The following is a 13338-nucleotide window of genomic DNA, read 5'->3' as shown; positions in this document are numbered from 1 at the left end:
TCCGGTTGAGTCGGCTAAAGTAGCGGGCTTTTACGTCGACGAACACCGTGTCAGGAGGCAACATGGAAAAGAATAATCCCCCAAAAGCTGATCTTTGCGAGGCTGCCCTCGAATATCACCGCTATCCGACTCCAGGCAAGATCGCCGTCCAGCCCACCAAGGGCTTGAGTAATCAGCTCGACCTGGCACTCGCCTATTCTCCAGGTGTTGCCTATGCCTGCCATGCCATCGTTGATGACCCGGCTGCGGTCAGCTGGTACACCTCGCGAGCCAATCTGGTGGGCGTCATTACCAATGGTACTGCCGTGCTCGGCCTGGGGAATATCGGTCCTCTGGCGGCCAAACCGGTGATGGAGGGCAAGGGTTGTCTATTCAAGAAATTCGCCGGGATTGATGTCTTTGACATTGAACTGGCCGAGAGCGACCCGGACAAGCTGATCGACATGATCGCTGCGATGGAGCCGACGCTGGGGGGCATCAATCTCGAAGACATCAAGGCCCCTGAGTGCTTCTACATCGAAGCCAAGCTCAAGGAGAGGATGTCGATTCCGGTCTTTCACGACGACCAGCACGGCACGGCAATCATTTCATCGGCAGCGATCCTGAACGCACTCAAGGTGACCGGCAAGGCGATCGGCGAAGTGAAAGTGGTCTGCTCCGGAGCGGGTGCTGCCGCGATCTCCTGCCTCAATCTCTGGTGCGATCTGGGCGTACGGCACGAGAACATCACCGTTTGCGACTCGAAAGGGGTGATCTACGCCGGCCGCGACCCCGACATGGAACCGACAAAAGCGGCCTATGCGCGCGAAACCGAGGCCCGCACGCTCTACGAGGCGATCGACGGTGCCGACGTCTTCCTCGGACTCTCTGCCGCGGGCGCACTCGAACCGGAGATGCTCGCCCGCATGGCCAAGCAGCCGATCGTTTTCGCTCTGGCCAACCCGACGCCGGAAATCATGCCCGAGCTTGCCCGCGAGGTTCGTCCCGACGTGATCATGGCGACCGGTCGATCGGACTATGCCAACCAGGTCAATAATGTCCTGTGTTTCCCGTTCATTTTCCGCGGCGCACTCGATGTGGGCGCAACACGCATCAATGAGCAGATGAAAATGGCCTGTGTCAGGGCCCTGGCGGCGATGGCCGAGGAAGAGGTGAGTGCCGAAGTGGGGATGGCCTATCCCGGTGAGGAACTCTCGTTCGGTCCGGAATACCTGATCCCCAAGCCCTTCGATCCGCGCCTGATCACCATCATCGCGCCGGCCGTGGCGCAGGCGGCGATGGATTCCGGTATTGCGACCAGGCCAATTGCGGATATGGCCGCTTACCGGGAAAAGCTCAAGGAGTTCGTCTACCAGACCGGGGTTGGCATGCGCGCAGTGTTCTCGGCCGCCAAGCGGGGACGAAGGACGCGCATCGTCTATCCCGATGGTGAGGAGGAACGCCTGTTGCGCGCCGTGCAGATCATTCTCGATGAAGGCTTGACACGCCCCATATTGATTGGCCGTCCCGATGTCATCATGGCACGACTGGAAAGGATTGGCTCGAAATTGCGGGTAGGCACAGATTTCGAGGTCGTCGACCCGAACAGTGATCATCGCTACAAGGAATGCTGGACGGCCTATCATCAGCTCAGAAAGCGCCAGGGCGTGACGATCGACATTGCCAAGACACGCCTGCGCAGCGATAACACGATCATCGGCGCCATGTTGCTCAAGCTCGGCTACGCCGATGGAATGATCTGCGGCCTTACCGGCCGTTTTCTGCATCATCTGCGACACGTTGACGAGATCATCGGCAAAGCGCCGGGCTGCAAGACGATGGCGGCAATGGCGCATCTCTTGCTGCCTGGTCGCGCCATGTTCATCTGCGACACGCATGTCAACGAAAATCCTGATGCCGAGCAACTGGCCGAAATCGCCTTCATGGCCGTGGAAGAAGTGCGCCGTTTCAAGATCCGGCCCAAGCTGGCGATGCTGTCGCATTCCAACTTCGGATCGTCGCGGAGCACTTCAGCCCGCAAGGTGGCCGAGGCTGTGGCGATTGTGCGTGCCAAGGCGCCTGATCTGGAAGTTGACGGAGAAATGCGCGGTGACAGCGCTCTCTCAGCGGAGATACGCAAGCAATTTGACCCACAATCGCCACTTACCGGTGAGGCCAACGTACTGGTGATGCCAAACCTGGACGCTGCCAACATCTCCTTCAACCTGCTCAAAATGACCGGCAGTGACGGTATGGCTGTCGGCCCGATCCTGCTTGGAGCGGCACGGCCAGTACATGTGCTTGGGCCCACCTCGACCGTTCGCCGGGTGGTGAACATGACCGCCCTGGTCGTGGTGGACGCAGCCAGCAAGTAGGGACGCACACTCCCTTCTTTACAAACACGCTCAGCCAATGCATCATCAGGTTGGCAAACTCGGTATGGTCGGGACCTGATGGTTAACCAAGCATAGTAGAGTCCTATCGCGAACAATGGCAGCCAATCCGCAACAATCACCGCTCAGCGGGCTTGCCCGTGCGCTGGTACAAGCTGGCCGAATCAAGGAAGCCGAGGCAGAGTCCCTGCTTGCGCAAGCCACTGCCAAGAAGACTTCGTTAATCGAACAGCTGGTCGGCGCGAAGAAGGCGACCTTCCTTGAATTGGCGCGTTTTGCGTCGGACAAGTTCGGTTTTCCGCTGCTTGATCTGTCTGCCTTCGACGACGCGAACATCCAGAAAAATGCGATTGACCGAAAGCTGATCGCGACCCACCAGGTCGTACCACTGCACAAGCGCGGCAATCGCCTGGCGGTTGCCATCGCGGACCCGACCAATCTGCGTGCGCTGGACGAGATACGCTTTCAGACCGGGTTGACGGTTGACCCGGTGATCGTTGAGGAAAACAAGCTCATTCCTCTGGTCACGAAGATAGCCGAAACGGCCGACGAAGCCCTGAAGGGTTTAAGTAACGAGGACATCAATCTCGAGTTCACCGACGAGCAAAGCCAGGAGAAGGAAGAGGTCGCAAACCTTGAGGTCGATGACGCTCCGGTCGTCCGGTTCATTCAAAAAATGATGCTCGATGCTATCAATGAAGGTGCATCAGACATTCATTTTGAACCCTACGAGAAAAACTATCGCATCCGCTTTCGCTCTGACGGCATTTTGCGGGAAGTGGCCGCGCCGCCACTGGTCATCAAGGAGAAGATTGCTTCCCGTATCAAGGTGATTTCGCGCCTGAACATTGCCGAAAAAACGTGTGCCCCAGGACGGCCGCATGCGGCTGGTACTTTCGAAGAATCGATCGATCGACTTCCGTGTCAGTACCCTGCCGACGATGTACGGCGAGAAGATCGTTTTGCGGATTCTCGACCCGGCTAGTGCCACCATGGGGATTGATGCCCTGGGGTATGAACCCGAGCAGAGAGCGGTGTTGCTTGACGCCATTCATCGCCCTTACGGGATGATCCTGGTGACCGGTCCCACGGGTTCAGGGAAAACGGTCTCGCTGTACACCTGTCTGAACATCCTGAACAAACCGGGGGTCAACATCTCGACAGCTGAAGACCCTGCCGAAATTCCCTTGCCGGGAGTCAATCAGGTGAACGTCGATGACAAGGCCGGGCTGACTTTTCCGATAGCCCTCAAGGCTTTTCTCCGTCAGGATCCGGACATCATCATGGTCGGCGAAATCCGTGACATCGAAACCGCAGAGATCGCGATCAAGGCAGCGCAAACCGGGCACATGGTTCTGTCGACCCTGCACACCAATGATGCGCCGGCAACCCTGACTCGCCTGATGAACATGGGTATTCCGACTTTCAATCTGGCCGCGAGCATCCTGCTGATCACTGCCCAAAGGCTGGTTCGTCGGCTCTGTACGTGCAAGAAACCTCTCGATGCGCCGATCGAGACACTGCTCAATGCCGGGTTCCTGGAAAGTGATCTTGATGGGAGCTGGACCTTATACGGCCCGGGAGAATGCGAACGCTGCAAGGGAAGCGGTTATAAGGGACGCGTCGGACTCTACGAGGTGATGCCGGTGACCGAGGCAATTCAGCGCATCATCATGGCCAATGGAACCGAACTGGATATTGCGGCCCAGGCCCGAAGGGAAGGTGTCAATGATCTGCGTCGTTCCGGCTTGCTGAAGGTCATGCAAGGGCTGACCTCTCTTGATGAGGTTCTCGGCAGCACCAACGCTTGAAAAAGAGGTAAGCATGGCGACCGCAGCAAAATCCACCAAGAAGATCGCGTCGGAAGTCAAGGAATATGTTTTTCTCTGGGAGGGGAAGAACAAGCTTGGAAAGGTTGTCCGTGGAGAGCAACGTGCTTCCAGCCAGACTGTGGTTCAGGCGACGCTGCGGCGGCAGGGGATTCTGGTCAGCAAGATTTCGAAGCAGCGTTTCAAGGGTGGACGGCAGATTTCCGAAAAGGATATCACGCTGTTTACCCGCCAATTGGCGACGATGATGAAAGCCGGCGTGCCGCTGCTCCAGACTTTCGAGATCGTCGGTCGGGGGCACGATAATCCGGCGGTTGGCAAGCTGCTGCTGGATATCAAGTCGGATGTCGAAACCGGCAGTTCGCTTTCGCAAGCATTCCGGAAGTATCCCCTACAATTCGACAACTTGTATTGCAACCTGGTGGCTGCCGGCGAACAGGCGGGTATTCTCGAAACCCTTCTGGATCGTCTGGCCACCTACAAGGAAAAAATGATCGCCATCAAGGCGAAAATCAAGGCCGCTCTGTTCTATCCGGTGGCCATCATCCTCGTCGCCTTCATTATTACCGCGGTGATCATGATCTTCGTGATTCCCGCATTCAAGGAGGTCTTCAAGAGTTTCGGTGCCGACCTCCCGGCGCCAACTCTGGTGGTGATCGCCATGTCGGATTTTGTCATTGCCTGGTGGTGGGCGATCTTTGGGGGTATCGGCGGCTCGATCTATGCTTTTTTTTTATACCTGGAAGCGATCGGAAGTCATGCAGATCGCTTTCGACCGCATGTTTCTGCGCATACCTGTTTTTGGCGACATCATTCGCAAGTCGGTCATCGCCCGCTGGACACGCACGCTGGCCACCATGTTCGCGGCCGGCGTCCCCTTGGTCGAATCGCTCGACTCGGTCGGCGGTGCTGCTGGAAACTATGTTTACAAGGTGGCGACCAGGAAGATCCAGAGCGAGGTGAGTATCGGCACCAGTCTCACCGCAGCGATGCAGAGCAGCGAACTCTTTCCGAACATGGTGAATCAGATGGTGGCCATTGGCGAGGAATCCGGCGCCCTCGATTCCATGCTCGGCAAGGTTGCCGATTTCTTCGAGGCAGAGGTGGATGACGCGGTCGAGGCGCTGTCCAGCCTCATGGAACCCATCATCATGGTCGTTCTGGGGGTGTTGATCGGCGGTATGGTGATCGCCATGTATCTGCCGATCTTCAAACTGGGCGCTGTGGTCGGATAATGCTGTCCGCATTGACTTCCGATTTGGAGCCGACCCTGTTCATCTTCCTCTGTGGTGTTCTCGGACTGCTGGTCGGCAGCTTTCTCAACGTCGTCATTCATCGTTTGCCCAAGATGATGGAGGTCGAGTGGCGTACCCACTGTGCAGAACTCAGAGGCGAAAAGCCTGCCGACAATGAAACGCTCTCGCTGCTCAAGCCTCGCTCGCGTTGCCCGGCCTGTGGGCATGCAATTACCGTTATCGAGAATATTCCAGTCCTGAGCTGGTTGTTCTTGCGCGGTCGCTGTTCAGCCTGCCATGCGCCGATCTCTCCGCGTTACCCGCTGGTCGAGATAGCCAGCAGCCTGTTGTGTGCATTTGCCGCGTTTCATTTTGGCTACGCCTGGGCTGCAGCAGGTGCGATGCTGCTGATCTGGTGCCTGCTCGCGCTGACCGGTATCGATGTGGATACCCAGTTGCTGCCGGACTCGATTACCTTGCCCTTGCTCTGGGCTGGCTTGCTGTTCAATCTGTCTGCTACCTTCGTCGACCTGCCATCGGCAGTGATCGGCGCGGCCGCCGGTTATCTCTCGCTCTGGCTGGTTTACTGGACATTCAAACTGACGACGGGCAAGGAGGGTATGGGCTACGGTGATTTCAAGCTGCTTGCGGCGCTGGGTGCCTGGCTCGGATGGCAGATGCTGCCCTTGACCATTCTGCTTTCGTCACTGCTCGGTGCCGTGGTCGGCATTACCCTGATGGTGGTGAACAAACGTGGCCGAAGCGTACCGATTCCCTTCGGCCCGTACCTGGCGGTAGCGGGGATGCTGGCGCTGTTTTACGGAAAACCTCTGACTCGGGCCTACATTGGTCTGTTGTAGTCTTTCGACGGAGCTTTCTCGGAACGAATAGGGGGGAAATCACCGATGAAGACAAACCCCAAGGTTGCAGTGGTGATACCCAGTTACAAGGTAATCCATGGCATACTCGGTGTAATTGCGGCAATTGGTCCAGAAGTAAGCCGAATCTATGTGGTTGATGATTGCTGTCCCGATGGTTCTGGTGATCTTGTAGAAAAGAATTGTAATGATGCGCGTATTATGGTCATCCGTCACCGTGAAAATCAAGGGGTGGGTGGCGCGGTAATGACGGGCTACCGGGCGGCGATTGCTGATGAAATGGATGTCATCGTCAAGCTGGATGGTGATGGCCAGATGGATCCGGCGCTGATTCCTGATTTTGTTTCGCCCATTCTGGAGGGTGAGGCGGACTACACCAAGGGGAATCGTTTTTTTGACCTGGAAGAGATCGGTGCAATGCCGAAAATCCGCTTGCTCGGTAACGCGACCTTGTCTTTCATGACCAAGATTTCTTCCGGATACTGGGATGTGTTTGATCCAACCAATGGCTACACCGCGATCCATCGAGATGTGCTTCGACATCTGCCATTAAACAAGATAAGCCGTCGCTATTTTTTTCGAAACCGACATGCTTTTTCGGCTCAATATCCTGCGTGCCGTGGTTGTGGACATTCCGATGAAGGCCAGATATGGTGAGGAGGTGAGCAATCTTCAGATATCCAGAGTGATTGGAGAATTTTTTTGTCAAGCACTGCCGTAATTTTGCCAAGAGAATTTTTTACAGCTATTATCTCAGAGGGATGTCGATTGCATCGATCGAGCTTCCTCTCGGGGTCGCCATGTTCTTGTTTGGAAGCATATTCGGTTCCTGTCAATGGATGAATTCCATAAGCTCGGGTCAGCCTTCGTCAGCAGGAACAGTAATGCTCTCGGCTCTGCCGGTAATTGTCGGGCTGCAACTGGTATTGGCTTTTCTGGGCTACGACATCCGGTCGGTTCCGAGCAAGCCCTTTCACCTGCTAAAAAGAAATCGATACCTGGATGCGAAGGCAAGTGGAGTACAGGATGCAAAGTGAGGATAAGGAATGGATCGAATACAGGGAAAGATTTTCGGAAGTTTATGATGACGCAAACTATTCGAGCCCGCTCCAGTCTGCGGTGATGCGGGCAAGTCACAAGCTTGTAGAAAACGAATATAATGAGTGCACGAATTTTAGTCGCATTATTGAAATTGGCGCAGGTACCGGCGAACATCTTCCCTACGTACGTCACGGATTTGATGAATACATACTTTCCGATCCGGACCAGAAAACACTGGAAGTTGCCAGGAATAAACTTGCCGGAATGCACGCGGGGAAATTGGGATTCGTGGCTCAAACAGGCAGCAAGCTGGATTATCCGGAGCACACTTTTGACCGGCTGGTGGCCACGCATGTCCTGGAGCATATCTACCATCCCCACCTCGTACTGAAAGAGTGGCGCAGGGTTCTCAAACCCGGAGGTGTTCTGTCGATTCTGATTCCCACGGATCCGGGGCTGGCCTGGCGGCTGGGAAGGCATCTGGGACCTCGCAGGAATGCGCTTGCACAGGGAATTCCATACGACTATATCATGGCCAGGGAGCATGTAAATCCATGCAATAATCTCGTCGCGCTCTTGCGCCACTATTTCCCAGATGCCAAGGAAGCATGGTGGCCATTCCCTGTCCCATCCATTGATTTGAATCTGTTTTTTGCATTTCATGCAGTCATCAATAATCAGGAGGTCGCTCAATGACCGTATATGCGATTGCCGTCCTGTGCGTCGTAGCTCTGGCGGTCGGGCAGATCTTGTTCAAGGTTAGCGCTGCCGCATTGAGCGCAAGCAGTTCCCTGTTTTCACCCAAAGCAGCCACCGCGCTTGTTGCCGCGATGTGTCTTTATGGAATCACATCCGTCGCCTGGGTATGGATTCTGCAGAAAGTCGAACTCGGGCGTGTATATCCGCTGATGGCACTGGCATTCGTTCTGGTCCCGATCGGTAGCCACCTTGTTTTCGGTGAACGATTCCAGGCACAATATTTCATCGGTGTTGCACTGATCATGCTGGGGATCATCATTGCGGTGAGAGCATGAAATGCTCTTCTCCTGTTTCTGCGAATGTTCCTGCGCATGGAGGGTGGCTGCTGTTCCCCGTCGCATTATTTCTGGCCTGTTTCCTGTCATCCGTAATCATCCCGCCATTTCAGTCGCCGGACGAGTTTGATCATGTCAAGCGCGCTTATTTATTGACGCAGGGCCGGATCGTTCTTGATTCGCCAGAGGGCAATTCATCGGGCGGCATGATCGACACCGGCTTGTTGGCCTACATGCGCTCCTATGGCAATGTTCCGTTTCATCCGGATAGAAAACTCTCTGCTGACGAGATCGATGAGGCAAAATCTATTCAATGGGCGGGAGCCAAGGAATTCAGTCCAGCTCCGGGTACTGGTTATTATTTTCCACTGATTTATGCACCACAGGCAACCGGTTTGATCATTGGAGAAATGCTTGGTGTTTCGGTTGAGCAATCCTATAGGCTTGCGCGATTTTTCGTATTGGTGTTTGCCTCCCTAATCATTGCCATTGCCTTCCTGATTCATCCCCCGTCTCCATTGGTGGCTGCGCTTCTGGTCATCCCGATGAGTTTGTTCCAGTTCTCGTCAGCCAGTCTGGATGGCCTGTCCACTGCCGTCTCGATATTGGCCATTTCCGTATTCATGCGGATAGCCGTGGAAAAGAAGCAGGCAAGACCCTGGCTCCTGCCCGTATTGACCGGCAGTGTGATCCTTGTCGTTGGCTGCCGGGTACATTTGTTGCCATTGATACTTCTGATATTTGGAACCTTTTTTTTTTACCAAGAGCCACAAAAGCCTGATTGCAGGTGGTGTTGCCGCGATCCTTGTCGTTCTGTGGCTGGCCGTTGCATTCAAAAGCACGGTCGATCACAGATTCGCCGCCGGCCTGCCTGTTTCAAGAATACTGTTTTATTATCTTGCGAATCCCTCCTCTTTTGTCAGGGTTTTAATTGCAACACTCACCAGTGCGGATCTCGCAAGATTTTACGTGCAATCCTTCTTCGGTATTTTGGGTTGGCTCGATGCACGATTCCCGGATGACATTTACACATGGCTGTACGCCCTGTTTTTTTCTGGTGGCGATTTTTTCCACCTCATTCAGAAGAATCGAGGCTGAATGGCTGGTGAGCTTGCTCCTGGTTATTTGTGCTTTCTGTTCAATCTTGCTGATTTTTCTTGCACTTCTCGTCACCTGGAATGCACACCCGGCAAGCGTCATTAATGGTGTTCAGGGTCGTTATTTCATCGTTCCCGCTCTTCTGATTGCATATTCCCTGGACTGCGGTTCAGGGGGCGAGTCACCTGTTGGTCCCGCTCTGCTGGCCGCATTTTCCCTGTTTTCCCTATTCAATACAGGCAATTTGTTGCTGGACAGATATTATCTCTTTGCCGAACAGCCGCAGATGGCAAAGCTTGAAATGCGTGCCACTCCTCCCCTGGCAAGAGGTGTATCAATTACACTGAGCATGCATCAAATACAAAAGGAAAAGCCATCTCCATTGAAAAGAATCGCCGTCATGTTTGGCACCCATATGCGAAAGAATTCGGGTTCGGCCGAGTTGCGGATGACCACCAAGGAGGGCGATGGCCTGACAGTCTCTTTTGATTTGTCCGATCTTGCGGATAATCAGTACAGATGGTTTGATCTGGATGATCGTTCGTATGTCGCCGGCGAGATTCTTTTCTCGACTGGTGGTGGTATAAGCATCTGGGAAGTTCATGACGATAAAGGCCCTGTATCTTCCTGTCTGATATATGAATTCAGCAATGGCAGCAAACGGTACACGCAAGCATGCCCGCGTTTTTTGATCCGCTCATCGGGCCGACCGGAGCCGGGGTTGATGGCGTCAGCGTTTTTCGACGCGCCTCACGCGATCAATGTCCACTTGCGACTGGTGCGATATAATCCGGCCCTTCGATGCTGAAGAGACCGCCGATGGCCCGCGCCTGAGTCGGCCAAAATTCCCTGATGACACAGAAATTGACCGAGTATTTCTGGCCCGTGCGCCATGTGGATCTGATCCATCAATTCGCGAAGCGCGAAGTTCTTGTTCGTTATCAGGAGTCGGTACTGGGCTCCATTTGGGCTGTAGTAACGCCGTTGCTGTCTCTCCTGGTTTACACGCTGGTTTTTCGGCATGTGTTCAAGGCACAATGGGGAAACGCTGGAGAGTCGGGCCTGGATTTTGCGCTCAATATCTACGCGGGTCTGTCAGTATTCAATTTTTTTTTCGGAATGCCTGCTGCGTGCGCCTCGCCTGGTGGCGGAGCAGCCCAATCTTGTCCGGAAGGTGGTGTTTCCGTTGGAAATCCTGCCTTGGGTTCTGGCATTTTCGGCGCTGTTTCACCTCGGCATCGCCCTGGTCATTCTGATCGCCGTGAGCGGCTGGATGCACCATGGCTGGCCAGTAAGCCTGCTTTGTCTACCCTTGGTATGGTTGCCGCTGCTGCCGCTGGTTCTTGGTGTTGGCTGGCTGTTCTCGGCGCTGGGGGTTTTCCTGAAAGACATCAATCAGTTGCTGGGAGTGGTCGTGAGCCTGTTGATGTTTCTCAGCCCGGTATTCTACCCACTCGAATCCTTGCCTGCGTTGTGGCGCCCCTGGATGCATCTGAATCCCCTGGCATTGGTCATGGAAGCCACCCGGGACGTGGTGCTGAATGGTCGCTGGCCGGACTGGTCTTCCCTGACCCTGGTCATGGGCGAAAGCCTGGCCGTGGCGCTGCTGGGGGCCATGTTTTTCCGCGCGGCGCGACATGAGTTCGCTGATGTCCTCTGAACTCATCATTCAGGCGCAGGGAATCGGCAAGCGCTACGCTTTGTTCGAGCGTCCGGCGGATCGTCTGAAACAACTGCTTTTCGGCCGTTTTCGTTCCTACCACCAGGAGTTCTGGGCGTTGCGGGGTGTCGATCTTGCCATCCGGGCGGGGGAAGTGGTGGGTCTGGTGGGCCGTAACGGTGCCGGAAAATCCACCCTGCTACAGATGATCTGCGGTACGCTGGAGCCGACGGAGGGAAGCTTGGCGGTGCGCGGGCGGGTCGCAGCGCTGCTGGAACTGGGCGCCGGTTTCAATCCCAATTTCACTGGCAGGGAAAACGTCTATTTCAACGCCGCCATCCTCGGGCTGAACAGCGACGAAGTGCATAAGCGCATGGACGACATTCTGTCCTTTGCGGACATCGGCGATTTCGTCGACCAACCGGTCAGAACCTATTCCAGCGGGATGTTCGTTCGCCTGGCTTTCGCTGTGGCGACCAGTGTGGATCCGGACATTCTGGTGATAGACGAGGCGCTCTCCGTGGGGGATGGCGCCTTCGCACGCAAGTCCTTCGATCGCATCATGGGCATGAAGGATGCCGGCAAAACCATCCTGTTCTGCTCGCACTCGATCTACTCGGTGGAGGTGCTGTGCCACCGGGCCTTGTGGATCGAGCACGGCTGCTTGCGCATGCAAGGCCCTGCGGCAGAAGTGACCTCGGCCTACGCTGCCAGCCTCGAAAGTCCCGCCGGAGGCGAGGAGACCGGGCGCGCCAGACCCGTGGCTCACGCTGGTGGGGGGTGCATCATTCGGGCCACCGCTTGTGCGGAAGGTGTATGCGGTACCAGGGTCAGCACCGTATCCGGGGTGAGCGAGCTTTCGGTCACCATTGAGTTCGCCATCGACCCGAGCCTGCCTCCTCCCAGTGTGGCGGTCGTCTTCGGTGATGCCGCGCACAGGGTCGTGGCCAGCGCCAGTTCGCATAACGACGGGGTGACGCTGTCAATGGATGCACAGGGGCATGGCCGCTGTGTGGTGATCTTCCCGGCCTTGCCGTTGCTCAAGGGGCGCTATTCGATCACTTCCTACCTGTTCTGTGAAAAGGGATTGCACATCTATGACCTGGCGGACCAGAGCATCAGCCTCGATGTGACACAGCACGGCGTTGAGCAGGGGGTGGTCACCTTGAAGCACGCATGGCTCACGGCATGATGAATTTTGACCAAAGCATGCGCATTGGCGAATTGTCCTTCAGCCGTCGGGATATCGTTCTCGAAGACCAGGCCGACGTATTGGCGCTGCACAACCGGGTGTTCAGCGCGGGCGCCACTCCCGCCTGGTTCCGCTGGAAGTATGGCGATGGCGGTGCGGAGGCGACGGGCCTCTGGGACGAGCATGGCCGTCTGGTGGCGCTCTGCGGAGGAACACCACGTACCCTACTGCACGAAGGAAAAGCCGTGGCCGCGATACAGCTTGGCGATGTCATGGTCGCGCCCGAAGTCCGAGGCCTGTTGACCCGTCGCGGACCGTTCTTTCAGGTCTCCAGTCATTTCTACGAGTCGCGCATCGGCAGCGGTCGACCCTACCGAATCGGCTTCGGTTTTGGCAGCAAGCGTCATGTACGGCTGGCTGTCGCCCTGCGGCTGGGCTGGAATGAGGGGACTCTACAGTCACTGCAGTGGTCTGATCTGGCGGGCAAGCTACCTTGGGGCTGGCGCTGCACGCCCCTCGAACCAGAGCATCTGGAACAGGCTGCGACCGAGGCTTGGCAGCTCATGCAGGAGGGCCTGCCTGGTCTGAGCGCCGGCTGCCGGGATGCGGATTACCTGCGACACCGTTTCCTGGATCGGCCCGAATATGTCTATCACCTGTACCGGATTCAGCGCATCTGGTCGCGGCGAACATTCGGTATTCTCGTTCTGCGCATCCAGGGCGAACTCGCTCATTGGCTGGACTGGATCGGACCTCCGGAGGAAATCGGCCTGGCTGCACGTATTGCGCAAACCCGGGCGGCAGCAGCCGGCGCCCGTACGATGACCCTATGGGCCTCCGCAGCGGTCTGCGAATCCCTGGGAATCTGCTCACCGGAGGAGTCGACTGTCGCCTGGGTGGGAATCCCCTGCGCTTCCACGCTTCTTGAGGAGGACGGCATCCGGCGGAAATGGTGGTGGGTGGGGGGAGACACGGATTTCCTGTGACGACGTGAGGGCA

At 56.1% G+C, this 13338-nt stretch carries 9 protein-coding genes and 4 pseudogenes; all 13 read left to right on the top strand.

Translation table 11 applies throughout. The features are described from left to right. Nucleotides 1–62: 62 nt before the first annotated feature. The 13 genes and pseudogenes from E4Q08_RS13070 to E4Q08_RS13015 all read left to right on the top strand — a co-directional run bounded on the left by E4Q08_RS13070 (nt 63) and on the right by E4Q08_RS13015 (nt 13325). Nucleotides 63–2354, top strand: a complete 2292-nt coding sequence (locus E4Q08_RS13070) for an NADP-dependent malic enzyme (RefSeq protein WP_169070697.1) — start codon at nt 63–65, stop codon at nt 2352–2354. Nucleotides 2355–2469: 115 nt separating this feature from the next. Continuing rightward, nucleotides 2470–4183, top strand: a pseudogene (gene pilB / locus E4Q08_RS13065) (type IV-A pilus assembly ATPase PilB). Nucleotides 4184–4196: 13 nt separating this feature from the next. Beyond that, nucleotides 4197–5436, top strand: a pseudogene (locus E4Q08_RS13060) (type II secretion system F family protein). Next, nucleotides 5436–6296: a prepilin peptidase gene (locus E4Q08_RS13055; protein WP_169070696.1), complete on the top strand. Its 861-nt coding sequence runs from the start codon at nt 5436–5438 to the stop codon at nt 6294–6296. Before E4Q08_RS13060 ends, E4Q08_RS13055 begins: the two are co-directional and overlap by 1 nt. A 45-nt stretch (nt 6297–6341) precedes the next feature. After that, nucleotides 6342–7351: pseudogene (locus tag E4Q08_RS13050) on the top strand (glycosyltransferase family 2 protein). After that, nucleotides 7341–8051 carry a class I SAM-dependent methyltransferase gene (locus E4Q08_RS13045; RefSeq protein WP_169070695.1) on the top strand — a complete coding sequence of 237 codons (711 nt, stop codon included), beginning with the start codon at nt 7341–7343 and terminating at the stop codon, nt 8049–8051. Before E4Q08_RS13050 ends, E4Q08_RS13045 begins: the two are co-directional and overlap by 11 nt. Further along, nucleotides 8048–8389, top strand: a complete 342-nt coding sequence (locus E4Q08_RS13040) for a DMT family transporter (protein WP_169070694.1) — start codon at nt 8048–8050, stop codon at nt 8387–8389. The genes E4Q08_RS13045 and E4Q08_RS13040 overlap by 4 nt, the downstream gene beginning before the upstream one ends. After that, a pseudogene (locus E4Q08_RS13035) lies at nt 8386–9141 on the top strand (DUF2142 domain-containing protein); the annotation flags it as partial. The gene E4Q08_RS13040 and the pseudogene E4Q08_RS13035, both read left to right, overlap by 4 nt. Beyond that, complete coding sequence (locus E4Q08_RS26150) at nt 9131–9487, top strand: DUF2142 domain-containing protein (protein WP_372703683.1); 357 nt, start codon at nt 9131–9133, stop codon at nt 9485–9487. The pseudogene E4Q08_RS13035 and the gene E4Q08_RS26150, both read left to right, overlap by 11 nt. Beyond that, complete coding sequence (locus tag E4Q08_RS13030) at nt 9408–10295, top strand: glycosyltransferase family protein (protein ID WP_169070692.1); 888 nt, start codon at nt 9408–9410, stop codon at nt 10293–10295. The genes E4Q08_RS26150 and E4Q08_RS13030 overlap by 80 nt, the downstream gene beginning before the upstream one ends. Nucleotides 10296–10508: 213 nt before the next feature. Further along, on the top strand, nt 10509–11147 hold the full coding sequence (locus E4Q08_RS13025) for an ABC transporter permease (RefSeq protein WP_248594897.1): 639 nt from the start codon (nt 10509–10511) through the stop codon (nt 11145–11147). Then, on the top strand, nt 11137–12339 hold the full coding sequence (locus tag E4Q08_RS13020) for an ABC transporter ATP-binding protein (RefSeq protein ID WP_169070691.1): 1203 nt from the start codon (nt 11137–11139) through the stop codon (nt 12337–12339). The genes E4Q08_RS13025 and E4Q08_RS13020 overlap by 11 nt, the downstream gene beginning before the upstream one ends. Further along, nucleotides 12336–13325 (top strand): GNAT family N-acetyltransferase, encoded by a 990-nt coding sequence (locus E4Q08_RS13015; protein ID WP_169070690.1) that lies wholly within the window; start codon nt 12336–12338, stop codon nt 13323–13325. Before E4Q08_RS13020 ends, E4Q08_RS13015 begins: the two co-directional genes overlap by 4 nt. The last annotated feature ends 13 nt before the right edge of the window (nt 13326–13338 follow it).

Origin of the sequence: Candidatus Accumulibacter contiguus (assembly GCF_012940005.1) — a bacterium.
GTDB classification, from domain to species: Bacteria; Pseudomonadota; Gammaproteobacteria; order Burkholderiales; family Rhodocyclaceae; genus Accumulibacter; species Accumulibacter contiguus.
The sequence above is the reverse complement of the archived record's forward strand: the minus strand, read 5'-3'. Positions and strand labels throughout refer to the sequence as shown.

Coding starts and splice junctions, on each gene's coding strand:
- E4Q08_RS13015 (WP_169070690.1), top strand. CDS start 12,336: ATGATGAATTTTGACCAAAGCATGCGCATTGGCGAATTGTCCTTCAGC.
- E4Q08_RS13040 (WP_169070694.1), top strand. CDS start 8,048: ATGACCGTATATGCGATTGCCGTCCTGTGCGTCGTAGCTCTGGCGGTC.
- E4Q08_RS13020 (WP_169070691.1), top strand. CDS start 11,137: ATGTCCTCTGAACTCATCATTCAGGCGCAGGGAATCGGCAAGCGCTAC.
- E4Q08_RS13030 (WP_169070692.1), top strand. CDS start 9,408: ATGACATTTACACATGGCTGTACGCCCTGTTTTTTTCTGGTGGCGATT.
- E4Q08_RS13070 (WP_169070697.1), top strand. CDS start 63: ATGGAAAAGAATAATCCCCCAAAAGCTGATCTTTGCGAGGCTGCCCTC.
- E4Q08_RS13055 (WP_169070696.1), top strand. CDS start 5,436: ATGCTGTCCGCATTGACTTCCGATTTGGAGCCGACCCTGTTCATCTTC.
- E4Q08_RS13045 (WP_169070695.1), top strand. CDS start 7,341: ATGCAAAGTGAGGATAAGGAATGGATCGAATACAGGGAAAGATTTTCG.
- E4Q08_RS13025 (WP_248594897.1), top strand. CDS start 10,509: ATGTGTTCAAGGCACAATGGGGAAACGCTGGAGAGTCGGGCCTGGATT.